Annotated in this window: 25 protein-coding genes and 2 other annotated features; of the genes, 3 read left to right on the top strand and 22 right to left on the bottom strand. The window is 41.3% G+C overall.

The window, feature by feature from the left end:
* Nucleotides 1-20: 20 nt before the first annotated feature.
* Nucleotides 21-587, bottom strand: coding sequence for a mechanosensitive ion channel family protein (locus ACWPUA_RS00275; protein ID WP_006152683.1), 567 nt, complete (start codon nucleotides 585-587; stop codon nucleotides 21-23).
* Between the two features lie 229 nt (nucleotides 588-816).
* Between ACWPUA_RS00275 and ACWPUA_RS00270 the strand changes: the two genes are divergently transcribed.
* Nucleotides 817-1785, top strand: a complete 969-nt coding sequence (locus tag ACWPUA_RS00270) for an aromatic acid exporter family protein (protein WP_006152696.1) — start codon at nucleotides 817-819, stop codon at nucleotides 1783-1785.
* Between the two features lie 53 nt (nucleotides 1786-1838).
* Here the strand turns inward: ACWPUA_RS00270 and ACWPUA_RS00265 are convergent, their stop codons facing one another.
* Both ACWPUA_RS00265 and typA read right to left on the bottom strand, forming a co-directional pair.
* Complete coding sequence (locus ACWPUA_RS00265) at nucleotides 1839-2093, bottom strand: DUF3165 family protein (RefSeq protein ID WP_004251425.1); 255 nt, start codon at nucleotides 2091-2093, stop codon at nucleotides 1839-1841.
* 19 nt (nucleotides 2094-2112) lie between these two features.
* On the bottom strand, nucleotides 2113-3954 hold the full coding sequence (typA, locus tag ACWPUA_RS00260) for a translational GTPase TypA (protein WP_006152753.1): 1842 nt from the start codon (nucleotides 3952-3954) through the stop codon (nucleotides 2113-2115).
* A 159-nt stretch (nucleotides 3955-4113) separates the two neighbouring features.
* On the opposite strand from typA, the gene ACWPUA_RS00255 reads away from it, so the two are divergent.
* Complete coding sequence (locus ACWPUA_RS00255; protein ID WP_036759277.1) at nucleotides 4114-4839, top strand: 16S rRNA pseudouridine(516) synthase; 726 nt, start codon at nucleotides 4114-4116, stop codon at nucleotides 4837-4839.
* 39 nt (nucleotides 4840-4878) lie between these two features.
* Here ACWPUA_RS00255 and ACWPUA_RS00250 read toward each other — a convergent pair whose 3' ends face one another.
* The 7 genes from ACWPUA_RS00250 to ACWPUA_RS00220 form a co-directional block, all read right to left on the bottom strand.
* Entirely contained in the window at nucleotides 4879-5106 is a 228-nt protein-coding gene (locus tag ACWPUA_RS00250) for a hypothetical protein (RefSeq protein ID WP_004251438.1), read from the bottom strand.
* Between the two features lie 85 nt (nucleotides 5107-5191).
* Nucleotides 5192-5572 carry a rhodanese-like domain-containing protein gene (locus tag ACWPUA_RS00245; protein WP_006148959.1) on the bottom strand — a complete coding sequence of 127 codons (381 nt, stop codon included), beginning with the start codon at nucleotides 5570-5572 and terminating at the stop codon, nucleotides 5192-5194.
* A gap of 5 nt (nucleotides 5573-5577) precedes the next feature.
* Nucleotides 5578-5802, bottom strand: coding sequence for a YqgQ family protein (locus ACWPUA_RS00240; RefSeq protein ID WP_006148960.1), 225 nt, complete (start codon nucleotides 5800-5802; stop codon nucleotides 5578-5580).
* A 58-nt stretch (nucleotides 5803-5860) separates the two neighbouring features.
* Nucleotides 5861-6322 carry an ECF transporter S component gene (locus ACWPUA_RS00235; protein ID WP_006148961.1) on the bottom strand — a complete coding sequence of 154 codons (462 nt, stop codon included), beginning with the start codon at nucleotides 6320-6322 and terminating at the stop codon, nucleotides 5861-5863.
* On the bottom strand, nucleotides 6300-7073 hold the full coding sequence (locus tag ACWPUA_RS00230) for a bifunctional hydroxymethylpyrimidine kinase/phosphomethylpyrimidine kinase (RefSeq protein ID WP_454378440.1): 774 nt from the start codon (nucleotides 7071-7073) through the stop codon (nucleotides 6300-6302). The genes ACWPUA_RS00235 and ACWPUA_RS00230 overlap by 23 nt, the downstream gene beginning before the upstream one ends.
* Entirely contained in the window at nucleotides 7063-7812 is a 750-nt protein-coding gene (gene truA, locus ACWPUA_RS00225) for a tRNA pseudouridine(38-40) synthase TruA (RefSeq protein WP_454378438.1), read from the bottom strand. The genes ACWPUA_RS00230 and truA overlap by 11 nt, the downstream gene beginning before the upstream one ends.
* Nucleotides 7813-7897: 85 nt before the next feature.
* The gene (locus ACWPUA_RS00220; RefSeq protein WP_006152739.1) at nucleotides 7898-8353 is read right to left on the bottom strand and encodes a GNAT family N-acetyltransferase; all 456 of its coding nucleotides are present in this window, start codon (nucleotides 8351-8353) and stop codon (nucleotides 7898-7900) included.
* A 70-nt stretch (nucleotides 8354-8423) separates the two neighbouring features.
* On the opposite strand from ACWPUA_RS00220, the gene ACWPUA_RS00215 reads away from it, so the two are divergent.
* Nucleotides 8424-9083, top strand: a complete 660-nt coding sequence (locus ACWPUA_RS00215) for a prepilin peptidase (protein ID WP_454378436.1) — start codon at nucleotides 8424-8426, stop codon at nucleotides 9081-9083.
* On the opposite strand, the gene trpA is transcribed toward ACWPUA_RS00215, so the two are convergent.
* From trpA to ACWPUA_RS00155, 12 genes are all read right to left on the bottom strand, one after another.
* Nucleotides 9055-9837 carry a tryptophan synthase subunit alpha gene (gene trpA / locus ACWPUA_RS00210; RefSeq protein ID WP_414268563.1) on the bottom strand — a complete coding sequence of 261 codons (783 nt, stop codon included), beginning with the start codon at nucleotides 9835-9837 and terminating at the stop codon, nucleotides 9055-9057. The genes ACWPUA_RS00215 and trpA overlap by 29 nt on opposite strands.
* Nucleotides 9830-11053, bottom strand: coding sequence for a tryptophan synthase subunit beta (gene trpB, locus ACWPUA_RS00205; RefSeq protein ID WP_454378433.1), 1224 nt, complete (start codon nucleotides 11051-11053; stop codon nucleotides 9830-9832). Before trpB (ACWPUA_RS00205) ends, trpA begins: the two co-directional genes overlap by 8 nt.
* Nucleotides 11031-11630 carry a phosphoribosylanthranilate isomerase gene (locus tag ACWPUA_RS00200; protein WP_454378431.1) on the bottom strand — a complete coding sequence of 200 codons (600 nt, stop codon included), beginning with the start codon at nucleotides 11628-11630 and terminating at the stop codon, nucleotides 11031-11033. The genes trpB (ACWPUA_RS00205) and ACWPUA_RS00200 overlap by 23 nt, the downstream gene beginning before the upstream one ends.
* The gene (trpC, locus tag ACWPUA_RS00195; RefSeq protein WP_414266027.1) at nucleotides 11617-12384 is read right to left on the bottom strand and encodes an indole-3-glycerol phosphate synthase TrpC; all 768 of its coding nucleotides are present in this window, start codon (nucleotides 12382-12384) and stop codon (nucleotides 11617-11619) included. Before trpC ends, ACWPUA_RS00200 begins: the two co-directional genes overlap by 14 nt.
* The gene (trpD, locus tag ACWPUA_RS00190; protein ID WP_036759294.1) at nucleotides 12381-13385 is read right to left on the bottom strand and encodes an anthranilate phosphoribosyltransferase; all 1005 of its coding nucleotides are present in this window, start codon (nucleotides 13383-13385) and stop codon (nucleotides 12381-12383) included. Before trpD ends, trpC begins: the two co-directional genes overlap by 4 nt.
* 10 nt (nucleotides 13386-13395) lie before the next feature.
* Nucleotides 13396-13962, bottom strand: coding sequence for an aminodeoxychorismate/anthranilate synthase component II (locus tag ACWPUA_RS00185; protein ID WP_454378428.1), 567 nt, complete (start codon nucleotides 13960-13962; stop codon nucleotides 13396-13398).
* Nucleotides 13959-15320: an anthranilate synthase component I gene (gene trpE / locus ACWPUA_RS00180; protein ID WP_454378426.1), complete on the bottom strand. Its 1362-nt coding sequence runs from the start codon at nucleotides 15318-15320 to the stop codon at nucleotides 13959-13961. The genes ACWPUA_RS00185 and trpE overlap by 4 nt, the downstream gene beginning before the upstream one ends.
* Before the next feature lie 316 nt (nucleotides 15321-15636).
* Nucleotides 15637-15862 (bottom strand) — a binding site (T-box leader).
* Complete coding sequence (gene trpB, locus ACWPUA_RS00175; protein ID WP_414266024.1) at nucleotides 15859-17037, bottom strand: tryptophan synthase subunit beta; 1179 nt, start codon at nucleotides 17035-17037, stop codon at nucleotides 15859-15861. It overlaps the preceding feature by 4 nt.
* A gap of 161 nt (nucleotides 17038-17198) precedes the next feature.
* Nucleotides 17199-17423, bottom strand: a binding site (T-box leader).
* Between the two features lie 66 nt (nucleotides 17424-17489).
* On the bottom strand, nucleotides 17490-18716 hold the full coding sequence (locus ACWPUA_RS00170) for a DegT/DnrJ/EryC1/StrS family aminotransferase (protein ID WP_454378423.1): 1227 nt from the start codon (nucleotides 18714-18716) through the stop codon (nucleotides 17490-17492).
* Nucleotides 18717-18755: 39 nt separating this feature from the next.
* On the bottom strand, nucleotides 18756-19448 hold the full coding sequence (locus tag ACWPUA_RS00165) for a sugar transferase (RefSeq protein ID WP_454378421.1): 693 nt from the start codon (nucleotides 19446-19448) through the stop codon (nucleotides 18756-18758).
* Nucleotides 19449-19554: 106 nt separating this feature from the next.
* Nucleotides 19555-21297 carry an ABC transporter ATP-binding protein gene (locus ACWPUA_RS00160; RefSeq protein ID WP_454378419.1) on the bottom strand — a complete coding sequence of 581 codons (1743 nt, stop codon included), beginning with the start codon at nucleotides 21295-21297 and terminating at the stop codon, nucleotides 19555-19557.
* Nucleotides 21287-23032 (bottom strand): ABC transporter ATP-binding protein, encoded by a 1746-nt coding sequence (locus ACWPUA_RS00155; protein ID WP_454378417.1) that lies wholly within the window; start codon nucleotides 23030-23032, stop codon nucleotides 21287-21289. Before ACWPUA_RS00155 ends, ACWPUA_RS00160 begins: the two co-directional genes overlap by 11 nt.
* Nucleotides 23033-23289: the final 257 nt, after the last annotated feature.

The following is a 23289-nucleotide window of genomic DNA, read 5'->3' as shown; positions in this document are numbered from 1 at the left end:
ACCATAAATCAAGTAAAATTTCAGTTCAACTCGTCTCTTGAAAAATTGCTAACCACGGTAATATTACGGTTGGGAACAAAGTGGAGAGCCTGGTCTTCACCTCTTAGTTGAGTGGTTCGAATGCCGACACTAACTACTTTTCCCGATACAGTAATGGGACCATTTGTCAAAACAACTTCATCTCCTACATCCAACTGGCGTTCAAAGAGGATAAAGAAGCCATTGATAACATCTGATAAGAAGCCCTGCGCCCCCATACCAATTGCAACTCCGGCAATCCCAGCACCAGCTAGTAAACTGGATACAGGAAGTCCTAGGATAGACAAAATGCAGTAAACTAAAAAGAAATAAAGGGTGTAATTAAAAATATTTTCTAATAAACGCGAGATTGTCTTTTGTCGTCCTGCATCACGATTTGAATACTTAAGTGAAGGTTTGACAATTTTCTTGACAGCTGCATGGAGAAGCTGTTTAGCTATGTAAAATAGCACAAATAAAATTAAAAGAGAAATCACTTTCGTTAAAAGATTCTCAAATACCGTTGTTAAATCTAGCTTATTAAAATAACTTTTAAAAAATTCTTGCATGTAAAACTCCTTTCTAATTATTATACCACAAAACGAAGTTGTGTCTGGCTTCATAAGTATTTATTCCAGGCCTATCAAACATACATAGACTTGATTTCAAAGCATATTTATACTATAATCAAACCACTACAAAAAGAAGCAATTAGTTACTCAATGAGTCTATTGAAATAACTCATCGTCTCCTACCTACCACTGAAACTTTCAATCACCTATCCCAAGGAAGTATTCTATGTCTATCACACAACGCACTCTTAAACTAGTCCTAGCAACTTGTTTTGCTTGTTTACTAGCCTACTTTTTTGATTTGTCATCAGCTGTTTCAGCTGGTATCATTGCTATCTTGAGTCTTTCTGATACTCGAAGAAGCACGATCAAGCTAGCCCGCAATCGTCTTTTTTCAACTCTTCTAGCTCTCTTAGTTGGTGTTATTGCCTTTCAACTAACTGGTTATCATATCTGGAGCTTTGGACTTTACTTAGCAATCTATGTTCCTCTAGCCTATAAACTGGGTTGGGAAATTGGAATCACTCCTAGTAGCGTTCTGGTCAGCCATCTCTTAATCCAACAATCAACAACACCAGCACTTTTACTGAATGAGCTCTTACTCTTCCTAATCGGTACTGGATTTGCACTTCTGGTCAATCTCTACATGCCTTCACGTGAAAAAGAAATTCAACATTATCATACGCTTGTTGAAGAAAAACTCAGAGATGTTCTTCTACGGCTTTCTTACTATCTGAAAAGAGGAGATGGCCGTAATCAGGCTCAACTTGTAAATGAACTTGATCAACTGCTTGAGGATGCTCTTAAGCTAGTTTACCTCGATCACTCTGACCATCTCTTTCACCAGACAGATTATCATATCCACTACTTTGAGATGCGGCAAAGACAAACGCGTATCTTAAGAAATATGGCTCAACAGATTAACACATGCCAACTAGCCGCTAGTGAGAGTTTGATTGTCGCTCAGCTCTTTTCAAAAACAGCTAGCCAACTGAGTCAAACCAATCCAGCCTACGACTTATTGAATGATATCGAGAGCTACCTAGAGGTGTTTCGCAATCGATCTCTCCCTAAAACTAGAGAAGAGTTTGAGACACGGGCTACGCTTCTACAACTCTTTCGTGAATTAGAACATTTTATCCAGATAAAAGTAGATTTCTACAACCGTTATTCTGACAAAAACAGTAACAAATAAAAACTTCTATCGGCAACTGAGTTGCTGATAGAAGTTTTTTGTTATGAATAGATTTAATTTTCGCGCTTCTTTCGAATCGACATGAGACTGATGTCTCTCAAACTAAAGTAAGTAAGAGCCAGCATTCCCAATGTAATAAAGATTTCTGCTGGAAGTTGGAAAATCTGTAGGGCAGACAAGAGCAACAAGATTACGAGGGCAACAAGTCCAAAGACTAATATTACAACATTGACCGTCCCCTTGATACTTTGAGGTGTCGCAAATACATAGAGTAGTAATAAGAGTATCCCTATGATTAAATAGACCATCTTTATCTCTTTCTAGCTCTTACTCAGCTGATTTTTTCTTTTTGTTTGCTTTCTCACGCTCTGCCTTGTTAAGGATTTGTTTACGCAAACGAATCGATTCAGGAGTTACTTCCATGTACTCATCGTCGTTCAAGAACTCAAGTGATTCTTCAAGTGTCAAGATACGAGGAGTTTTGATAACCGCTGTTTGGTCCTTAGTAGCGGAACGAACGTTAGTCATTTGTTTTGCTTTGGTGATATTAACAGTCAAGTCATTTTCACGAGAGTTTTCACCGATGATCATGCCTTCGTAAACCTCGGTACCTGGGTTGACAAAGATAGTACCACGTTCTTCGATAGACATGATAGAGTAGGTTGTAGCCTTACCAGCATCGATTGAAACGAGGGCACCACGGTGACGTCCACCAATTTCCCCTGGAATCAATGGCAAGTATTGATCGAAGGTATGGTTCATGATCCCGTAACCACGAGTCATTGACAAGAACTCAGTTGAGTATCCAATCAAACCACGCGCAGGAACTAGGAAGACCAAACGAGTTTGACCATTACCAGTTGCAATCATATCCAACATTTCACCCTTACGTTCAGAAAGGCTTTGGATAACAGATCCTTGGTATTCTTCTGGTGTGTCGATTTGCACGCGCTCAAATGGCTCACACTTCACACCATCGATTTCTTTGACGATAACTTCTGGACGAGATACTTGAAGCTCATAACCTTCACGACGCATAGTCTCGATGAGGATTGACAAGTGCAATTCCCCACGTCCTGAAACTGTCCATTTATCTGGTGAGTCTGTTGGTTCTACACGAAGAGATACGTCTGTTTGCAATTCTGCTTGCAAACGTTCTTCAACCTTACGAGAAGTCACCCATTTACCTTCACGACCAGCAAATGGTGAGTTGTTAACCAAGAAGGTCATTTGAAGGGTTGGCTCATCGATGTGAAGAACTGGAAGAGCTTCAACTGCATCTGTTGGAGTGATTGTTTCCCCAACGAAGATGTCTTCCATACCTGATACGGCAATCAAGTCACCAGCCTTAGCTTCTTGGATTTCACGACGTTCCAAACCAAAGAAACCAAAGAGTTTTGTAACACGGAAATTCTTGGTTGTACCATCCAATTTAGAAAGGGTAACTTGGTCCCCAACCTTAACTGTACCACGGAAGACACGTCCGATACCGATACGACCAACGAAATCATTGTAGTCCAAGAGTGACACTTGGAATTGAAGGGGCTCATCTGAGTTATCGATTGGAGCTGGAATGTGGTCAATAATGGTATCAAAGATTGGCGCCATAGTCTTTTCTTGGTCGGCTGGATCATCTGACAATGAAGATGTTCCGTTGATTGCTGAAGCATAGACTACTGGGAAGTCAAGCTGATCATCATCTGCACCAAGTTCGATGAAGAGTTCCAAAACTTCATCCACTACTTCTGCTGGACGAGCTGATGGTTTGTCAATTTTATTGATAACAACGATTGGGACAAGGTCTTGTTCCAATGCTTTTTTCAATACGAAACGAGTTTGAGGCATAGTACCTTCGTAAGAATCCACTACCAAGACTACACCGTCAACCATTTTCATGATACGTTCAACTTCTCCACCGAAGTCCGCGTGTCCTGGTGTGTCCATGATATTGATACGAGTTCCGTTGTAGGCAACTGCTGTATTCTTCGCAAGGATGGTAATTCCACGCTCTTTTTCAATATCGTTTGAGTCCATTGCACGTTCAGCTAATTCTGTACGCGCATCAAGAGTTTCAGATTGTTTTAATAATTCGTCAACGAGGGTTGTTTTACCGTGGTCGACGTGTGCGATAATCGCGATATTACGGATATCTTCTCTTAATTTTGTCATGATTTCCTCTATTTATTTCAAATTTATTTTCTAACTGAACGATTATACCACAATTTTAAGCAAATGACTTAACTCAAGTAAGTGTAAATGTTTTCAAAAGAAAATTCATGATTTATCTTTTCTTTTCAAAAATGCCGACTTGTGATAAGATAGGCTGGTATGCGTTTAGATAATTTATTAGCCCAGGAAAAAATCAGTCGAAAAGCTATGAAACAGGCTCTCCTAAAAAAAGAAATCTTAGTAGATAAAGTCCCTGCTACTTCCCTTGCACAGAATGTTGATACGGGATTACAAGAGTTGATTTTTCAGGGTAGAAAAATCCAAGGATATGAGCACACCTATCTCATGCTTCACAAACCAAATGGTGTCGTGACAGCAAGCAAGGACAAGAAGCTCCCAACGGTTATGGACCTACTACCTCAACACCTCCAATCAGACCAACTCTATGCTATCGGTCGGCTAGATCGAGATACGACAGGGCTCCTCCTCTTAACAAACAATGGCCCTCTAGGTTTTCAACTTCTCCACCCTCAATATCATGTCGATAAAACTTATCAAGTTGAGGTGAACGGCTTGCTCACACCAGATCACATCCAGCAGTTCAAAAACGGAATTGTCTTTCTTGATGGAACTATTTGTAAACCTGCTCAGCTTGAGATTCTATCTTCAAGTCCTAGTATCAGCCGAGCCACCATCACCATCTCTGAAGGGAAATTTCATCAGGTCAAGAAAATGTTCCTCTCAGTTGGTGTCAAGGTCACTGCCCTCAAACGAGTTCAGTTCGGAGATTTTCTATTAGATCCTGACCTAGCAGAAGGTCAATACCGACTCTTGAATCAAGAGGAATTGAAAATTATTAAAAACTACTTAGAGAAAAGTGAATAAAATAAAAAAGCTTTAAACATAAAGCTTTTTTGTTTTTGATTAGCCAAAAATCATTACGAGGGCTGCAATCCAGTTAAGTACAGAAATGACAATACCTACGATATTGAGAATTTTTTCTGTTTTATACACTAGTCCAGATTGTTTTTCGTGCGAATTAGCCAAAACAAGTCCAATGATACCCAAAATAAGACCTACGATTGGAGATAACAAACCAAGGACGATAGATAGGATACCTAAAACAAGTGATGCTTTTTTCTTTTCTTGCATAATAAAAACTCCTTAAATTTAATACAAATTAATTATATCATAAAAAGCTAGATTTATCTACAATTCAATAACTTTTTACAGAATATTAGCTAGTCTTAACCTTGCCTGTCCAAGAATCCAATCCGTAAGAAAGGATATAAATTTCTGAGAAACCTTGTTTTTTCAAGAAAAGTGCTGCATTGGTTACACGTTGCGCACGTTGGTTTTCATATAGAAGGACAGGTTTATCCTTGCGAAGAGCTGCAAGACTTGTCTTCAATTGATTTGAAGGAATATTACGAGCTCCGAGGATATGTTTTCTGTGGAAGTCAGCTGGGTCACGCAAGTCAATCAACTGACCGGTACGAATCAAAGACTCAAACTCTGCATTGTCAACAATTTTTGCTGCACGGCGAATACGAAGATAGTTGTATCCCATCCATGCCAACATCGCCACTACAAGTCCCCATAATACCCAAGTTACCATAATATCTAATCTCCATTTTTTTCTAAATAATCTAATTCTAGTTTGTGCTCTCTACGCAAAATTGCTTCTGCTTCAAGATAATCCAGCTTATCCATCAAGCCAGCATCATAGATACGAGAAAGTTCAATCTTCATTAGTTCAATATCATAGAGGCGTTTGCCCATATAGACAAGAATGCCGAACTGTTTGAGAAATTGTTGCACATCATAGAGTGTTTTCATAGCTTTCATTTTAGCAAAAAATCAGAATTTTTTCAATAGTTCCCTTGGAGGATTGCTCTTTTTAATATTATCTAGCTTTCTTCACACTATGACAAAGAAGAAAGCCTACTGTCATACCAACGATATTTTGCACAAGATTTGGGACGATTTCTGGTATGGCTGCTCCCCAACCATTCATCCAAGCCGATGCAAAAGCGTAACCTGCCACCATGATGATGGTTGCCAAGACTAATCCTAGCCACTGCCATTTCCCTTTAACACCTGCCAAATATCCCTGCGAACCATGGAAAATCAAGCTGAAGAACATCCACTGGGGGTAACCTGAAATCAGGTCAATTAGAAATCCCGCTAATCCTCCGACAACAGCTCCTTCGCGACTCCCAAAGTAAAAGGCCGTAAAGAATATTCCTGCATCCAAAAGTGTTAGAAATCCTGTTGGTGTTGGGATTTTTACGAAATAGCCCAAAACTACGGATAGAGCTACTAGGATGGATACTAGGGCGATTTTACTTGTTTTTGTTTGCTTCATATTGTCTTACTCCATACTGATCTGCTTGTGCAATGGCACGGTAAACAAAGGCTTTGGAACTTTCAATTGCTGGTAAGAGCTCCTCTCCCTTGACTAACTGGCTGGCAATGCTTGATGCAAAGGTACATCCTGCACCAGCATTTTGTCCTTGAATGACTGGATTTTCAAGAATGGTAAAATTCTCTCCATCATAAAAGACATCCACAGCCTTATCCTGACTGAGACGATTTCCACCCTTAATAATCACTGCTGGCGCACCCAAGCCATGTAATTTCTGCGCTGCATCCTTCATATCGTCCAATGTTTCAATCTTTTGGCCTGCTAGCAATTCTGCCTCAGGAAGATTGGGTGTAATGACAGTCACATAAGGGAAAAAGCGAATCAACTCTTGACAGAGCTCGCTGACTGCAACGTCATGCGTTTCCTTACAAACGAGAACTGGATCCAATACCACTGGAACTCCTGTGCGTTCCTTGATAAAGTTAAGAGCTTTCTCAGCAACACCAACAGTCGGTAAGAGACCAATCTTAATCCCTCCAAAGTCTACGCTCTTGAGACTATCCAACTGTTGTTGGAAAATAGTCTCATCTGTCGGAAAGACCTCAAATCCATTTTCTGTCAAAGCAGTTAAGCAAGTCATAGCTACAAAACCATGTAAACCATTTAAAGTATAGGTCGCAAGGTCAGCAGCTAGTCCACCACCACTAAAAATATCATTTCCTGAAAGTGCTAAAATACGATTATTCTTCATAACGAATCTCCTTCAAATACAAACCATTGGGTGCTGCAGTTGGACCTGCCAACTGTCTGTCTTTTTTCTCCAAAATCAGGTCAATCTGCTCTATCGGCATTCTGTTATTACCAATTTTCAGCAAGGTCCCGACCATATTTCGAATCTGCTTATAGAGGAAGCCATTACCAGAGAAGATAAAGGTCAAAAATTGACCGGTCTCGTCAACCCTAAGACTGGCTTCCGTGATCGTTCTTACCTTGTCCTCCACACTGGTTCCGGCAGCAGTAAAACCGGTGAAATCATGGGTTCCTTCTAATTTCTTCACAGCCTTTTGCATGCGTTCCACATCTAGTGGATAGGGATAGTGGGTGGCATAATGACGTCTCATAGGATTTTTAGGACGCCCTCTATCCACGATAAACTCGTAGGTCTTGCTATGCTTGGCATAACGGCAATGAAAATCATCAGCCACTACCTCAATCGAAATGACATCTATATCTTCAGGACTTTGAGTATCGAGAGCAAAGCGAAGCTTTTCCTCATCCATCTGATAGGGAAGATCAAAGTGGATAACCTGCCCTAGCGCATGAACACCACTATCCGTTCGCCCTGCACCATGGATGGTAATGGCCTGCCCTTTATTTAATTTGGTTAAAGTTTTTTCAATTTCCTCTTGGACACTACGCGCGTGTGGTTGCCGTTGAAAGCCAGCAAAGGCGTAGCCATCATAGGAAATGATTGCTTTATATCTAGTCATGTATCTATTTTATCAAGAAAATTTCTCTGCAACAAGTTTGAAAACCAAAAATTGTACGGGTGCAGTTTTAGATATCAACTAGTCCTTACCTCGATTTTCTCATTATATATTTTCGTACAGGTACTTCAACCATTTGAACGATTTCAAATCCTTCTTTTTGGTAAAGATTGTAAGCTGTTTGATTTGCCTCGTAGACATTTAGAGAAATAGTATCTATGTCTTCATTTTCAAAGGCCAAACTAACAAATTTCCTTAAAGCCTGGCTACCTAATCCCTGCCCCTGTTTCTGAGGATTGATAAAAAATCTCCCGATATGAAGATTCCTGTCTTCTAGCCTGATTTTCTGGATAAGCCCCACAAACTCTTGTCCTTCAAATATTGAAAAAATTCCTTCCAGCTTTTGTAAGGATTGGACAATCAAGGGATAAGAAATTTTGGGTCCCATCCATTGCTTCTGAAAACTCTCTCCCAAAGCATTAGACCAGCGACAAATGAGTTGGGCATTTTCTATCTGAAGTCCTTTTTCAAAGTGAATTTTCATATTTGCTCCTAAAATTTCTCCTTTATCCAACTATTATACTCTTTCTCTTATTTTTTCCGAATTAATAAGTATGATTCATCTTTACTTTTTTCTTGTTGGAGCTATTCTTGCTTCCTTTCTAGGCTTAGTCATTGATCGTTTCCCTGAGCAATCCATTGTTTTCCCTGCTAGTCACTGTGATTCTTGTCAGACTCGCTTGAGACCACTGGATTTGATTCCATTTCTCTCACAGGTATTCAATCGCTTTCGCTGTCGCTATTGCAAGTCAAGCTATCCTGTCTGGTATGCTTTCTTTGAGTTGTCCTTGGGACTGCTCTTTCTAGCTGAGTCTGTGGGATTTTTAACTTTGGGGCAAGTCATCTTGATAACTGCCGGCTTGACTTTGGGCATCTACGACTTTCGTCATCAGGAATATCCCTTGATCGTCTGGCTAATTTTTCACTTAATCCTCATGTTTTTCTGTAGTTGGAATCTGGTTATGATTTTCTTTCTTATCTTGGGAATTTTGGCTCACTTCATCGATATCCGCATAGGTGCAGGGGATTTTCTCTTTCTGGCCTCTTGTGCACTTATTTTTAGCCTAACTGAAATGCTGATTTTAATTCAATTTTCTTCCACAACTGGCATTCTAGCCTTTCTCCTACTAAAGAAAAAGGAAAGACTACCTTTTGTACCTTTCCTCTTGCTTGCTGCTTGTATGATTATTTTTGGTAAGCTACTGCTTGCATGATAAAGTCAGCGATTTCTGCTACTTGTCCTTCATGCAGAGCCTTAACAATCTTGGAACCGACGATAACACCATCAGAGACCGCATTGAAACGTTCAACATCAGCTTGTGTGGATACACCAAATCCGGTCAATACTGGAATGTTAGCTACCTCATGAAGTTGAGCCAAGTGCTTGTCCAAGTCATCTCGGTAATTACCTGCTTTCCCCGTCACCCCGTTAATAGCAACGGCATAAACAAAACCTTCTGCCCCTTCAATGAGTCCCTTTTGACGCTCCATTCCTGTCGTCAAGCTGACAAGTGGAATCAAAGCAATGTCTGTACCTGCCAAAAAGGGCTCCACAAAATTAGCATGTTCATGAGGTAGGTCTGGAATAATCAAACCTTTAACCGCTGTATCAGAAAGGTCTTTGACCAATTTCTCCACACCGTACTGAAAGAGAGGGTTAAAGTAGGTCATGATAACAAGTGGAACTTCTGTTTCAATAGTCTTCAAAATTTCAACTAGAGCCTGTGTAGAAGTACCACTAGCTAGACTGCGCAAGCCTGCTTCTTCGATAACTGGACCATCTGCAACTGGGTCTGAGAAAGGAACTCCCACTTCAATAGCAGACACTCCCAAATCTTCTAAAAAGTGGATTGTTTCAGCGAGACCATCCAAACCTTTTTCATGGTCTCCAGCCATGATATAGGGAACGAAAATTCCTTTTCCAGCTGCTTTAATAGCATTTAATTTTTCTGTTAGTGTCTTAGGCATGAGCTTCTCCCTTCTTTGCTACATTTGCTTCCAAGCGGTCTTTGACTTGAACCACATCCTTGTCCCCACGACCTGATAGACAGACTATCATGGATTTGTCTGGACCGAGTTCTTTGGCCAATTTCCCCGCAAAAGCAATAGCGTGGCTAGATTCCAAGGCTGGGATAATCCCTTCCACACGAGACAAGAGTTGGAATCCTTCCAAGGCTTCCTCGTCTGTCACAGGAACATAGCTGGCACGTTTGATATCGTGGTAGTGAGAATGTTCTGGACCGATACCAGGATAGTCCAAACCTGCTGAGATAGAGAAGGCTTCAAGAATTTGACCATGGGCATCTTGGAGCACATCCATGAGAGAACCGTGAAGGACACCCGGACGACCCTTGGTCAAGGTAGCTGCGTGGTGCTCTGTATCAACACCGAGTCCTGCTGCTTCAACACCATACATAGCTACTGACTCATTTTCCACAAATGGATGGAAAAGTCCGATGGCATTAGAGCCACCACCAACACAGGCTACTAGGGCATCTGGTAAATTTTCACCTGTCAATTCACGGTACTGTTGTTTGGCTTCGCGTCCGATAACACTTTGGAAGTCACGAACAATTTCTGGGAAAGGATGAGGTCCCAAGGCAGAACCAAGAATATAGTGGGTATCATCGATATTTGCAACCCAAGAACGAAGGGCTGCATTGACCGCATCCTTGAGCACGCGAGAACCATCTGTCACAGCCTCTACCTTAGCTCCTAAAAGCTCCATGCGGAAAACATTGAGGGCTTGGCGTTTGACATCTTCCTCGCCCATGTAGATGGTACATTCCATGTTAAAGAGTGCTGCAGCTGTTGCAGTTGCTACACCATGCTGACCAGCACCTGTTTCAGCGATAATTTTCTTCTTTCCCATACGTTTAGCCAGTAAAACTTGTCCTAAGGCATTGTTAATCTTGTGGGCGCCTGTATGGTTGAGGTCTTCACGTTTAAGGTAAATCTTGGCTCCGCCGATATGCTGGGTCAAGTTTTTTGCGTAGTAAAGAGGAGTTTCACGACCTATATACTGGCGCAAAAGTTGGTTTAACTCCTCTTGGAAACTTGGATCTGCCTGACTTTCACGATAAGCCTCTTCCAATTCCAATACTGCTGTCATCAATGTTTCTGGGACAAAGCGTCCACCGAATTTCCCGTAAAATCCATCTTTATTTGGTTCTTGATATACCATGCTTAACCCTCTCTATAAATCTTCTAATCTTTTCATGATCTTTTTGTCCGTCTGTTTCTACTCCGCTTGATACATCTACTACAAAGGGAGAGAAATGCTGAATCGCTCTTGCTACATTGTCTTCATTTAGCCCACCTGCGATGAAGAAAGGCTGGGCTAGTCCTGTCGTATCCAGTCGCCCCCAGTCAAAGGTTTGTCCACTCCCTGCCACAGGAGCATCAAAGAGTAGATAATCTGCCTGAGAATTGGATACATGCCCATTCCCATCAACTTGTACAGCTTGAATACTGGCACAAGGTAAGTTTTCAAATAGTTTATCTACTACCTGACCGTGAACTTGTACAAAGTCCAAACCAACTTTGTCTACCGCTTCTAACAGTTCTGCCCGACTGGGTGAAACAAATACTCCAACTTTTTTAACGTTGACAGGAATGAGCTTTGCCAGCTCAGCAGCCTGTTCCAAGGTCACCTGTCTTTTGCTAGGAGCAAAGACAAAACCAATGTAGTCTGCTCCAGCCGACACAGTTGTTTTTACAGCTTCTTTGGTCGATAGTCCACAAATTTTAACCTTTGTCAATCTGCAACTCCTTGATTCTATGGGCTACATCTTCTGCTTGCATGAGGGCTGTTCCTACTAAAATTCCGTTAAAGTATGGTGCTACTCGTTTTGCATCCTCCTCTGTAAAAATAGCAGATTCGGAAATGTAGAAGCAATCATCCTTAAAGTGTTTGGCCAAGTCTACGCTTGTCTGCAAGTCAACTTCAAAGGTTGTTAAATTACGATTGTTGACACCAATAATTTGAGCTCCAAGTCTATGAGCCACTTCCAGTTCAGCCAGATTATGAGTTTCCACCAACACTTCTAGACCAAGATCTGTCGCGTAGTCGTAAAGCTCCTTCAGTCGTTTTTCAGATAAGGCCGCTACGATGAGCAAGATGACGGTCGCACCTGCATTGCGAGCACGGATGATTTGCTTTTCATCGATGATAAAGTCCTTGTTGAGCGTCGGAATCTCTACCTGACTGGAAATTTCCCTCAGATAATCCAAATGACCTTTAAAGAAAACCTCATCTGTCAGAACAGAAATCATAACCGCGCCGTTAGCCTCGTAAGTCTGGGCCTGTTGTACGATATCCACATCAAGATTGATATCACCTAGACTTGGGCTTGCCTTTTTGACCTCAGCAATGATTTGCAAACGGTCTTGGTGATTCTTCAAAAATTCTGCCAAACGATAGGTCTGGCGCAAGGGCTGAACTTCCTCTCGCTCCATCTTTTCAACTTCGCGCGCCTTTTGCTCTAGGATACGTGATAAAAATTCCTGACTCATCTTTGATACTCCTGTAATAGTCTGAGTTTTTCAAGGGCCTTACCACTGGCAATCACTTGACGTGCCAATTCAACTCCGTCCTTGATACTGTCTGCTTTACCATTGGCATAGAAACCGAGACCTGCATTTAAGACTGTTGTTTCCAAGAATGGACTTGGTTCGTTATTAAGAACACTGACAAGGATGGCTGCATTCTCATGAGCATTTCCACCACGAATGTCCTCAATAGCAATGCGTTCCATTCCCAAATCTTCTGGAGTAAAGGTTGATAAAGTAATTTCACCATTTTCAAGAAGGGCAATGCTGGTAGTTCCATTCAAACCAGCCTCATCCAATCCTTCTGGACCAGCTACTACAATGGCACGTTTGCGACCCATGTTTTTCAAGACCTGAGCAGTACTTTCCAGAAGTTCAGGACGACTGATTCCTAGAAGCTGTGTTTCCAAAACCATTGGATGGATGAGCGGTCCTGTCAAATTCATGATAGTTGGAATTCCCAACTCCAAACGAGCTGGCATAATGTATTTCATGGCTGGGTGCATGTTTTTGGCAAAGAGAAAAACGATTCCTGTTTGGTCAAATACCTTACCCAATTGTGATGGTTTAAGGTCAATGTTGATTCCCAAAGCTTGCAAAACATCTGCTGAACCAGATTTAGAAGAAATAGAGCGATTCCCATGTTTGGCCATATGGATTCCCCCACCTGCCAAGACAAAGGCTGCAGTTGTAGAAATGTTGAAGCTAAATGACTTATCTCCACCTGTACCACAGTTATCCATAGCATCTTGAATATTTGTTGGAATGTGTTGAGCATGTCCTCTCATGACTTGAGCGAGTGCTGTTCTTTCTTCAGGTGTTTCTCCCTTCATCTTAAGGGCTAACAGTAGTGAAGCGATTTGTGCTTCTGTCACTCGCCCTGTCACGATGCGTTCGATCACATCTGTCATTTCAACACTTGATAAATCTTCAAAGTTGGCTAATTTTTCAATAATTTCTTTCATTTTGTGTTCCTCACTTTACAACTTTCTCGATAAAATTCTGAATAGAAGATAGGCCATCTGGCGTTCCAATACTTTCTGGATGATACTGCAATCCATAAATCGGCAAGGTTTTGTGTTGAATCCCCATAATAGCTTGGTCATCTGTCGAACGAGCTGTCACTTCAAACTCTTCTGGCATCTCTTCGATTAAAATACTGTGGTAACGCATGACTGGACGATTTTCCTCAATTCCTTGATAGAGAACTGATGGAGTCTCAAATCGAATCTGGCTTTGTTTACCGTGCATAACTTTAGGAGCCAATCCCAACTTACCACCAAAGACTTCTGCGATGGCTTGGTGTCCCAAACAAATCCCTAGAATAGGTTTCTTACCTGCAAAATCACGAATCATTTCTTCCATTTTCCCAGCATCAGCTGGCCAACCTGGGCCAGGAGAGAAAACTAATCCATCTGCCTTTTCAGCATGTTCATAAAGATCTGGGTCATCATTTCTCAAAACCTGAACTTCTGCGAAATTCCCAATGTATTGAGCCAAGTTATAGGTAAATGAATCATAATTATCAATCAATAAGATCATGGTCTTAGTTCTCCCATTCTAGTCATAGATTTAGCTTTGTTAATGGTTTCTTGGTATTCGTTCTGAGCGATGGAATCATAAACAATTCCTGCACCAGCCTGTACGTAGGCTCTTTTATTTTTAAGAATCATGGTTCGAATTGCAATGGCGAAATCCATGTCTCCAGTTGCTGATAGGTAACCGATAGCCCCTGCATAGACGCCTCGTTTCTCTGTTTCTAATTCATAGATGCGTTTCATGGCTCGAATCTTTGGTGCCCCCGATACTGTTCCTGCCGGAAGTGTTGCCTTCAAGGCATCCATGGCAGTCAGTTCTGGTAATAAATGTCCCTTAACCACGCTGGTCAAATGCATGACATAGCGGAAAAGTTCCACTTCCATATACTTGGTTACTTGGACACTTGCTGTTTCAGCAATTCTACCGATATCATTTCGTCCCAAGTCCACCAACATTCGGTGTTCTGCCGTTTCCTTTTCATCAGAAAGTAGATCACTTGCAAGTGCTGCATCTTCCTCGTCATTGGCACCTCTAGGTCGCGTACCTGCAATTGGATTGGTTGTCACGATACCATTTTTGACGGAAACCAAGCTCTCAGGACTGGCACCAATAATTTGATAATTTCCAAAGTCATAAAAGTAGAGGTAATTTGATGGATTGGTCACTCGGAGATTTCTGTAGAAGTCAAAAGGATTTCCAGTTACTTCTGCGGAGAAGCGCTGACTGAGCACACATTGGAACATATCTCCGTTGCGAATCAAGTCGCGAGCTGTTTCTACCATTTCTTCAAATTTCTGAGTTGCAATATGTGGTCTAAACTGAAGTGGAGAAACGTCCAAATCCTCAAATTCATTTGGAGCAGGGATTTTCAACTCTTCTAAAACATGATCTAAAGCCACTTCTAGTTCTTCATTACTACGTTCACTGTAGAGAGCATCCTCGATGACATGAATTTTTTCTTTCTTATGGTCAAAAACTATATAACTCTCATAGACGAAGAAATGCATATCTGGCGTCCCAATCGTATCCTCAGGGAGCTGGCCAATCTGTTCATAGAGAGAAATCATATCGTAACCAACAAAGCCAATAGCTCCACCACCAAAGGGTAGTTCTGAATGGTGCTGATTCTTGTAAGTCACCTCATAAAGGAAATCCAAGGGGTCACGATCAATCACTTGTCCATTTTGATAAAGGACTCCATTTTCAAACTTAATCTCAAAAACTGGGTTATAGGCCAAGATAGAAAATCGAGCATTTTCTTTTTCTCTTGGGATACTTTCAAGTATGACCTTGTGTTGTCCGTTCAAACGCATATAAGCCAAGATTGGTGATAAAACATCTCCATGAATGATTCGTTCCATTGTAATTTCCCTTTCGATTCGTATCTTTATAGAATTTTAGTTTTAATTTATCTTTTTTCTATTTCCCTTAAATAGTGCGGACGGGAGCAACTTTCTTCGAAATTTCATCCCTAATTTCTGAGCCTTAGGTCTCAAAAATTCCGTCCTATAGAAGCATATTTGCTTCTATAGGATACCACTATGGCGGGAAATATCTTTTAAAAGCTCACTTCGTTCGCAAATTTTTGTAACAATCTATTTCAATGATGAAAAATAATTTAAACTGAATAGCCATACCTATAATACATATATAAAAATCCCCACGCAAAATAACTTGCGTGAGGACGAAATTCGCGGTGCCACCTCAATTATAGGATTTCTCCTATCTCTCATTCCTGTCTCAGATAGCTCCTGTAACAGGTTGTGCGATAAAGGGCACTCCCTTGAGAATCATGTTTTCTTCTCTCATTTCAGATGGACCCAACCTTACAGCTTTCTCTGCTTGTTTTCAGCAACCACAAGCTCTCTATGAGAGAAATCTCTGTATCTTTTCCATCTTTTATTTTTTAGCTTCAAGGTAGTCTGCAATAGCAGCTACGTCCTTGTCTCCACGACCAGAGACATTAATGATGATAATCTCATCTTTACTTAGTTTTGGTGCGCGTTTGACTGCTTCAGCGATAGCATGTGAGCTTTCAATTGCAGGGATAATTCCTTCTGTTTTACTTAATAAAAGTAAGGCTTGAACAGCTTCTTCGTCTGTCGCTGCTACATATTCTACTCGACCAGAGTCTTTAAAGTAGGCATGTTCTGGACCAACCCCTGGATAGTCCAAACCTGCTGAAATAGAGTAGACTGGAGCAAGTTCCCCATCTTCCTTAAAGACTGCATAGGTCTTCATACCATCAACAATTCCGACGCTACCCTTGGTCATAGTTGCTGCGTGTTTGTCAGTATCTAAACCATGACCAGCAGCTTCTACCCCAACCAATTTGACTTCTTCATCAGCTACATACTGTGAAAAGGCACCGATGGCATTCGAACCACCACCCACACAGGCAATGACGTAGTCTGGCAAACGTCCTTCTTTTTCCAAGATTTGACGACGTGATTCTTCACTGATTACTTTTTGGAATTCATGAACAATCGTTGGGTAAGGGTGCGGACCTACAGCCGAACCTAAAACGTAGAAAGCATCAAGGTCGTTCATCCATGCTCCAAAGGCTGCATCAACCGCATCCTTCAGTGTACGAGTTCCCGTTTCAACTGCGTGAACAGTCGCTCCCATCATCTCCATACGGAAGACGTTGAGACGTTGACGTTCCACATCTTCTGCCCCCATGTAGACATCACATGCCATACCAAATTTGGCCGCCGCTGCAGCTGTCGCAACACCGTGCTGACCAGCTCCTGTCTCTGCAATCACACGTTTTTTACCCATGCGTTTAGCAAGAAGAATCTGTCCAAGGACATTGTTAAGTTTGTGTGACCCAAGGTGGTTAAGATCTTCACGCTTGAGATAAATCTTAGCTCCACCTAGGTGCTCTGTCAAACTTTCTGCAAAATAGAGTGGTGTTTCGCGACCTGAATAATCTTTCAAGTAATGACGATATTCTGCCAAAAATTCTGGATCATCCTTGTATTTATCAAAAGTCACTTCCAACTCATCTAATAAAGCCTGAATTGGTTCTGGTACAAAACTACCACCAAATTGTCCAAAATAACCTTTAGTTGTCATAAAATTTTCCTCCTTCTGTATGAATCCGACTTTTTGTTTACTTTTAGTAGTAGGCAAGAAGCTGTAGATAGAACTAAAGTTCATCAAAGCTACTTAACGCCCTAATAAAAGATAAACAAAATGACGGATAGAAAAAAGCCCACACACGGAATTCACTTCCATGTGAGGGCGTTTGTAACGCGGTGCCACCTCAATTGTAAAAAAACTATCTTCTTTACATCTCTGCCTTGTCTAACAACAAGTTGCACTGTAAGGTGTGCCTACCGAATTTTCATTGTTTCAAATTCACTTTTAAAATCAGCCCAATTTCACTAGTTCCAACCACTTGTTCACAGTAACCACAAGCTCCCTGAAGATTAAAAATAACTACTTTTCTGATTTGTTGAGTTAATTATATGTTATTGTTTTTTCTTTGTCAACCGTTTTCACTAATTTTTTACTAATTTTTTTAATTATTTTTGTGAAGCGCCTAGAACTTCTTCAGAAACTCTGACAAAAGTCTCAATGATATAATCTACTTCTTCATCCGTTAATTTCGTGTGAAGTGGTAGTGTAATCTCATTAACAAAGTAGGCATAAGCTCGTGGATAATCAGCCATGTCAAATCCTAGATTCTTATAGGCTGTCAAAAGTGGAAGCGGTTTGTAGTGAACGTTACTTGCGATTCCAGCTTTGGCCAATTCTTGGATAATTTGATTGCGTTGCTCGAGACTAGCACCTTCTACATGGGTAACGTAAAGGTGACGACAAGATTCAACAGTATCTGTCTCATGAGCTAATGGGTGAATACGAGTCCCTGTAAATCCACGGTCGTAGCGACTTACGATTTCTTTACGACGTTGAAGCAAGCCAGGATAACGATCCAATTGTACCAAACCAATTGAAGCCATGATATCCGTCATGTTGCACTTGTAGGCAGGAGTTACGATATCGTATTCCCATGAACCTAGTTGCATCTTAGCTAGCGCATCTTTTGTTTGACCATGAAGAGATAGGATTTGGAATTCCTTGTACATTTCTTCATCATCAATAGCTGGATTAGCTTTCCAAGTAGCACTTCCTCCTTCAGCAGTTGTAAAGTTCTTGACTGCGTGGAAAGAGAATGATGTAAAGTCAGCGATTGAACCGGCTGGTTGTCCCTTGTAGGTTGAACCTAAAGCATGGGCACTATCAGAGACAATCACAATACGGTTAAAGGCCTTTTGCCACTTGCTAGCCGCTGTAAAGAGGTCACGTTTCTTTTCTACAACTTGGAACAAACGGTCATAGTCACAGATAATCCCTGCTAGTTCTACCGGGATGATGACTTTAGTCTTCTCAGTAATAACTTGCTCAAGCTTATCATAGTCCATTTCAAAGGTATCATCTTGGATATCAACCATCACTGGTGTCGCACCTACGTGAGTGATAACGCTACATGATGCTGTGTAAGTCATAGCTGGAACGATGACTTCGTCACCAGGCCCTACTTCAAGCACGCGCAAGATCAATTCAAGAGCTGCTGTTGCAGAGTTGAGGCAGACTGTCTTAGGCGTTTGAGTATAGACGGACAGACGACGCTCTAGTTCTTTTGTCTTTGGACCTGTTGTGATCCAACCAGAACGAAGGGTATCGGCTACTTCAGCAATTTCAGCTTCGGTAATATCGGGTGGTGAAAATGGGATATTATACTTTGTCATTGATTTACTCCTTTTACTGTATTCACTCTTGTGACTACTTTATTTTAAAACTTCAAATACAGTCTGGAACATGATCTTAATATCCCCGAAGAAATTAAAATCACGTAGGTAGGCTAGGTTAAAGTGCATTTTCTCTGGAAGGACTCTTTCCACATAAGCCTGGTCAACAGTCATACCTTTTGCAGTCATTTGACTGATGATGGCATCCTCATCCTTATAGTTAATGCTGGCAAGGGATGTAATCCCCGCAGGTAAGAGTAAGGTCGCCATCATTTCAGGGCTATACTGCTCTGTGTAGCGTGGTACTTCTGGGCGTGTTCCTACAAAGGACATCTCTCCTTTGAGGACATTGACCAATTGCGGCAATTCATCCAAACGCACACGGCGAATGAAATTACCAACCTTGGTGATGCGACTATCATTTGCAGAAGTTACTAGACTTCCTTTTTTATCCGCATCGGTTACCATGGTCCGGAATTTCCAAATCTTGAAATGTCGGTTGTACTGGGTTACCCGCACCTGCTTGTAAATGACTGGCCCCTTGCTATCTAGCTTGATCCAAATGCTTAGAATCAGAAATACGGGTGAGGTCAAGATTAACAAGAACAAGGCTAGAAACAAATCTAGACAGCGCTTGAGAATCAGAGAGCCTTTTCTTTTAGAAACAAGCTGGTAGTATGGTTTTACCTCATCTAATTGCATTTCTTGAGGTAGTTCATCCCATTTCAGCATGCACATTCTCCTCTGTTTTTAATATGTAATCTTTATCAACATTCTACATTATACCACAAAATGAAAGAGGCAGTGCAAGAAATCTGTATTTTAAAGGAATTCTTCCTTAGGAAAGAGCACCTGCTTGTAAACTATACATCTTGTGATAGGTTCCACCCAAGGCCAAAAGTTCCTCATGGGTTCCACTCTCAATAATACGTCCCTTATCAAGGACATAGATACAGTTGGCATCTTGGATAGTAGAAAGACGATGGGCAATGGCAATGGTGGTTCGACCCTGTCTCATTTTAGCTAGAGAATTTTGAACCAGGGATTCTGTTTCAGAGTCAATATTAGCTGTCGCTTCATCCAAAATCAGAATTTTCGGTTGACTGGCAACCGTTCTAGCAAAAGCAAGAAGCTGACGTTGACCAGTTGAAAAACTCGAACCACGCTCAGACACAGGGGCATCATAGCCTAATGGAAGATCCCGAATGAAAGAATCTGCATCGACAAATTCTGCTGCTGCCTTTACCTGGTCATCGCTGATATCTTGGTACATGGCAATATTGGACTTGATGGTCCCATGATAGAGGAAAGATTCCTGTAGGACCAGACCGATATTTTTTCTCAACTCCTCTTGACTATACTCTCGAATATCCACACCATCTAGGAGAACTCGACCAGACTGGAATTCATAAAAGCGCATGAGAACATTAATGATAGATGATTTTCCTGATCCTGTATGTCCGACAAAGGCGATGGTTTCACCTTTATTGACTGTAAAGGAAATATCATCGAGAATCTGGTGTTGCCCATCATAGGAGAAGGACACATGTTCAAAACGGATATTTCCTTCTTGAATCTCTGCTTGTCCATCTTCTTGGACCGGTTCATAGTTAGTCTCATCGATAAGTGCAAAGACACGACCTGCTGACACCATAGATGTCTGAAGGGTAGAAAAGTTTTGCGTTACCTCGATGAGGGGATCAAAGAGACGATTGATGTACTGGATAAAGGCATACATAGTTCCTGCCGTTATTCCTAGATAAAGTCCGCGATAGCCAAAGTAAGCCATCAAAACCGCATATCCCAACAGCTTCAACAAACTCATAGCTGGACGTAAAAAAAGAGAATCCAAGGCTACTGAACGGTTGGCGTAGACTAGGTGTTCCTGGTTTATCTCATCAAACTCTTCTTGCAGGCGTTTTTCTTGGTTAAAGGCTTGAATGATGCGAATTCCTTCGATATTTTCTGCCAGCTTACTGTTAATATCTGACAAGAGACTTCTGGTTTTTTCGATAACCTTTACCGATTTTTTACGGTAGAAATTGACCAAAAGGAAAATCAAGGGTAGAAAGAGCAATACTAAAGCTGTCAGACGATAGTCCAAAACGAGCATGGTATAAAGTGTTGTCACAAAGATAAAGACTGCTGAGATAAAGCTGGATAAGATTCCTGAAAACATATCGCTAATAGTCTCAGTGTCATTGGTCAAACGAGAAACGATGGAACCTGCAGGTGTTTTATCAAAATAAGACATGCCTAGCTTTTCCATATTGGCAAAGGCATCACGTCGAATATCTCTAACAATGCTGTAGGACACACGCGCAAAGAGAAGGTTTCCCACATATTGGACAATGGTTTGAAGAATGAAAAGACCATAGTAAACTAGCAGAACTGTAACGGCAAGCTGGTTGAGATTGTTTAGATACTGATCGATAAAGTGAGAAGCTACTAGGGGAATAACGCTCTTAATAACAGTCGTCGCAAGGAGAAAGGAAAGTGCTAAAAAGGTTAAGAGACCATAGGGCTTGAGATAGGACATCAAGCGTTTCAATACATCCCATTGTTCTTGTTTATTGCGCATCTTCTTCTCCTTTCATTTCTAACTGTTGAGACTGGTAGGTTTGTGCATACCAACCATCCAAGGCAAGTAAGCCCTCGTGTGTCCCTCGCTCAATGATACGACCGTCCTGCATGACCAAAATCAAATCCGCATGAACAACTGCACTGAGACGATGGGCAGTGATGATGGTTGTTTTATCTTTGCGAGTTTCCTTGAGATTATCGATGATTGCGAACTCTGTCTTGGCATCCACAGCTGATAAGGAATCATCTAAAATCAAGATATCAGGATTTAAAATCATAGCCCGACTCATAGCCAGACGTTGCTTTTGTCCACCAGATAGACTAACACCTTTTTCCCCGATAACTGTATCAAATCCCTCAGGCATGGCTTGAATGTCTTGATAGACTTGAGCCAACTGAGTCGCTTCTTCTACTGCTGAGAAAGGTAGGTCGGGATTTCCAAAGCGAATATTATCTATGATAGAACTGGCAAAAAGAAATTGGTCCTGTGGGACGTATCCCATCAAACTTCGTAAGTCAGCTAGTCGATAGGCTCGAATGTCATGACCATTTAGATAAATAGCACCTTGGTCAACGTCATACTCACGTAGGAGCAATTTAATCAAAGCAGTTTTCCCTGAACCAGTTTGCCCAACCAAGCCCAAGGTTTGCCCTTTTTCGAGACTAAAGTGGATATCTCTCAGCGTCTCTTCGTCTTCAAAGGCAAAACGATCAATGGCATAGTCTAAGCGCCCATTTTCAATCCCGTCAAGTGGAGATTCTGGATCTTTGACAGGTGACTCTTGAGACAAGAGGCTCTCAATTCGTTGATAAGAAACCTTCCCTCTTTGGGTAATATTAAAGAGGAAACCAATCGCCATCAAGGGCCAGACCAACATATCTAAGTAAGAGATAAAGGTGACAAGATTCCCAACGGTTACTTGTCCTGCTTGCACCATAAAAGCACCGACTAAGAGAGTTAAGGCATAGGAAGAACCAACAAAGAGTAGAACCATGGGGTCAAAGAGACTATCATATTTCATGGTTTGCAGATTCTTTTGGAAGGTCAAATTATTGACTTCCTGGAAAGATGCCAATTCATCAGACTGATAGCCAAAGGACTTGGTTACCTTAATACCTGATACAGACTCCTGAACCTTATTATTAAGTTCAGAAAAGGCTGCTTGTGATTCTCCGAAAGCCTTATGGGTCTTTCTCCCCAGACGACTAGTCGCATAGGCCATAAACGGCAAAGGTAGAATGGCAACCAAGGTCATCTGCCAAGAAATGCTAAAAAGCATAGTCAGCAGAGTCACCAAGGCCGTGATAGAGGCATCCACCGCAGACATGACACCACCACCTGCTAAACGAGTCAGAGCATTGATATCATTGGTTGCGTGAGCCATCAAATCCCCAGTCCGATAATTCTGATAAAAAGCAGGCGACATCTTTGTAAAGTGCTCAAATAGTCTTGAACGCATGATTTGTCCAAGTCGGTAGGAGGTCCCTAGGATATACATGCGCCAAACATAACGCAGGTAGTACATCCCGAAAGCTGCCAGCAGGAGATAAAAGAGATGAAGCAGGAGCTCATCTTGTGTTAATCGTCCCGAAGTAATGGCATCAATCACGCGCCCCATGACCATAGGTGGGATGAGGTTTAGTACAGAAACCAAAACCAAAGCTACGATTCCAACTAGGTAACGGCGTTTTTCTAATTTAAAAAACCACCAGAGTTTTTGGATGATGGACATAAAATTCCTTTCTAATGACAAATGGAAACCTGAGGCGACTGCCTCAGGTTTTTCCTATTCATCGGTGATGACACTAACTTAAACTTTGTCATATTCAGCGATAAAGATACTCAAAGGAGTAACATTTCATTTATTTTCAATCCTTTACATAAATCATTCTTTATTATATAGGAATGACCTTGATTTTTCAAACTATACGCTGGGGAATTCCTTCTTTTTCTGGTATAATATTGTCTATAATCTGAATGAAAAGGTAA

The organism is Streptococcus sp. Marseille-Q6504, assembly GCF_965111625.1.
The sequence above is the reverse complement of the archived record's forward strand: the minus strand, read 5'-3'. Positions and strand labels throughout refer to the sequence as shown.

What these genes read in the sequence shown, in the direction of transcription:
- trpB (WP_454378433.1), bottom strand. Translation starts at nt 11,053, where the DNA reads ATGGTATATCAAGAACCAAATAAAGATGGATTTTACGGGAAATTCGGT.
- trpB (WP_414266024.1), bottom strand. Translation starts at nt 17,037, where the DNA reads ATGACAACTAAAGGTTATTTTGGACAATTTGGTGGTAGTTTTGTACCA.
- typA (WP_006152753.1), bottom strand. Translation starts at nt 3,954, where the DNA reads ATGACAAAATTAAGAGAAGATATCCGTAATATCGCGATTATCGCACAC.
- trpE (WP_454378426.1), bottom strand. Translation starts at nt 15,320, where the DNA reads ATGGAACGAATCATTCATGGAGATGTTTTATCACCAATCTTGGCTTAT.
- ACWPUA_RS00270 (WP_006152696.1), top strand. Translation starts at nt 817, where the DNA reads ATGTCTATCACACAACGCACTCTTAAACTAGTCCTAGCAACTTGTTTT.
- ACWPUA_RS00185 (WP_454378428.1), bottom strand. Translation starts at nt 13,962, where the DNA reads ATGATCTTATTGATTGATAATTATGATTCATTTACCTATAACTTGGCT.
- ACWPUA_RS00215 (WP_454378436.1), top strand. Translation starts at nt 8,424, where the DNA reads ATGATTCATCTTTACTTTTTTCTTGTTGGAGCTATTCTTGCTTCCTTT.
- ACWPUA_RS00255 (WP_036759277.1), top strand. Translation starts at nt 4,114, where the DNA reads ATGCGTTTAGATAATTTATTAGCCCAGGAAAAAATCAGTCGAAAAGCT.
- trpC (WP_414266027.1), bottom strand. Translation starts at nt 12,384, where the DNA reads ATGAGTCAGGAATTTTTATCACGTATCCTAGAGCAAAAGGCGCGCGAA.
- ACWPUA_RS00230 (WP_454378440.1), bottom strand. Translation starts at nt 7,073, where the DNA reads ATGAAGAATAATCGTATTTTAGCACTTTCAGGAAATGATATTTTTAGT.
- ACWPUA_RS00155 (WP_454378417.1), bottom strand. Translation starts at nt 23,032, where the DNA reads ATGTCCATCATCCAAAAACTCTGGTGGTTTTTTAAATTAGAAAAACGC.
- ACWPUA_RS00240 (WP_006148960.1), bottom strand. Translation starts at nt 5,802, where the DNA reads ATGAAAGCTATGAAAACACTCTATGATGTGCAACAATTTCTCAAACAG.
- trpD (WP_036759294.1), bottom strand. Translation starts at nt 13,385, where the DNA reads ATGAAAGAAATTATTGAAAAATTAGCCAACTTTGAAGATTTATCAAGT.
- ACWPUA_RS00245 (WP_006148959.1), bottom strand. Translation starts at nt 5,572, where the DNA reads ATGGTAACTTGGGTATTATGGGGACTTGTAGTGGCGATGTTGGCATGG.
- trpA (WP_414268563.1), bottom strand. Translation starts at nt 9,837, where the DNA reads ATGCCTAAGACACTAACAGAAAAATTAAATGCTATTAAAGCAGCTGGA.
- ACWPUA_RS00220 (WP_006152739.1), bottom strand. Translation starts at nt 8,353, where the DNA reads ATGAAAATTCACTTTGAAAAAGGACTTCAGATAGAAAATGCCCAACTC.
- ACWPUA_RS00275 (WP_006152683.1), bottom strand. Translation starts at nt 587, where the DNA reads ATGCAAGAATTTTTTAAAAGTTATTTTAATAAGCTAGATTTAACAACG.
- ACWPUA_RS00160 (WP_454378419.1), bottom strand. Translation starts at nt 21,297, where the DNA reads ATGCGCAATAAACAAGAACAATGGGATGTATTGAAACGCTTGATGTCC.
- ACWPUA_RS00165 (WP_454378421.1), bottom strand. Translation starts at nt 19,448, where the DNA reads ATGCTGAAATGGGATGAACTACCTCAAGAAATGCAATTAGATGAGGTA.
- ACWPUA_RS00170 (WP_454378423.1), bottom strand. Translation starts at nt 18,716, where the DNA reads ATGACAAAGTATAATATCCCATTTTCACCACCCGATATTACCGAAGCT.
- ACWPUA_RS00250 (WP_004251438.1), bottom strand. Translation starts at nt 5,106, where the DNA reads ATGCAAGAAAAGAAAAAAGCATCACTTGTTTTAGGTATCCTATCTATC.
- ACWPUA_RS00265 (WP_004251425.1), bottom strand. Translation starts at nt 2,093, where the DNA reads ATGGTCTATTTAATCATAGGGATACTCTTATTACTACTCTATGTATTT.
- truA (WP_454378438.1), bottom strand. Translation starts at nt 7,812, where the DNA reads ATGACTAGATATAAAGCAATCATTTCCTATGATGGCTACGCCTTTGCT.
- ACWPUA_RS00235 (WP_006148961.1), bottom strand. Translation starts at nt 6,322, where the DNA reads ATGAAGCAAACAAAAACAAGTAAAATCGCCCTAGTATCCATCCTAGTA.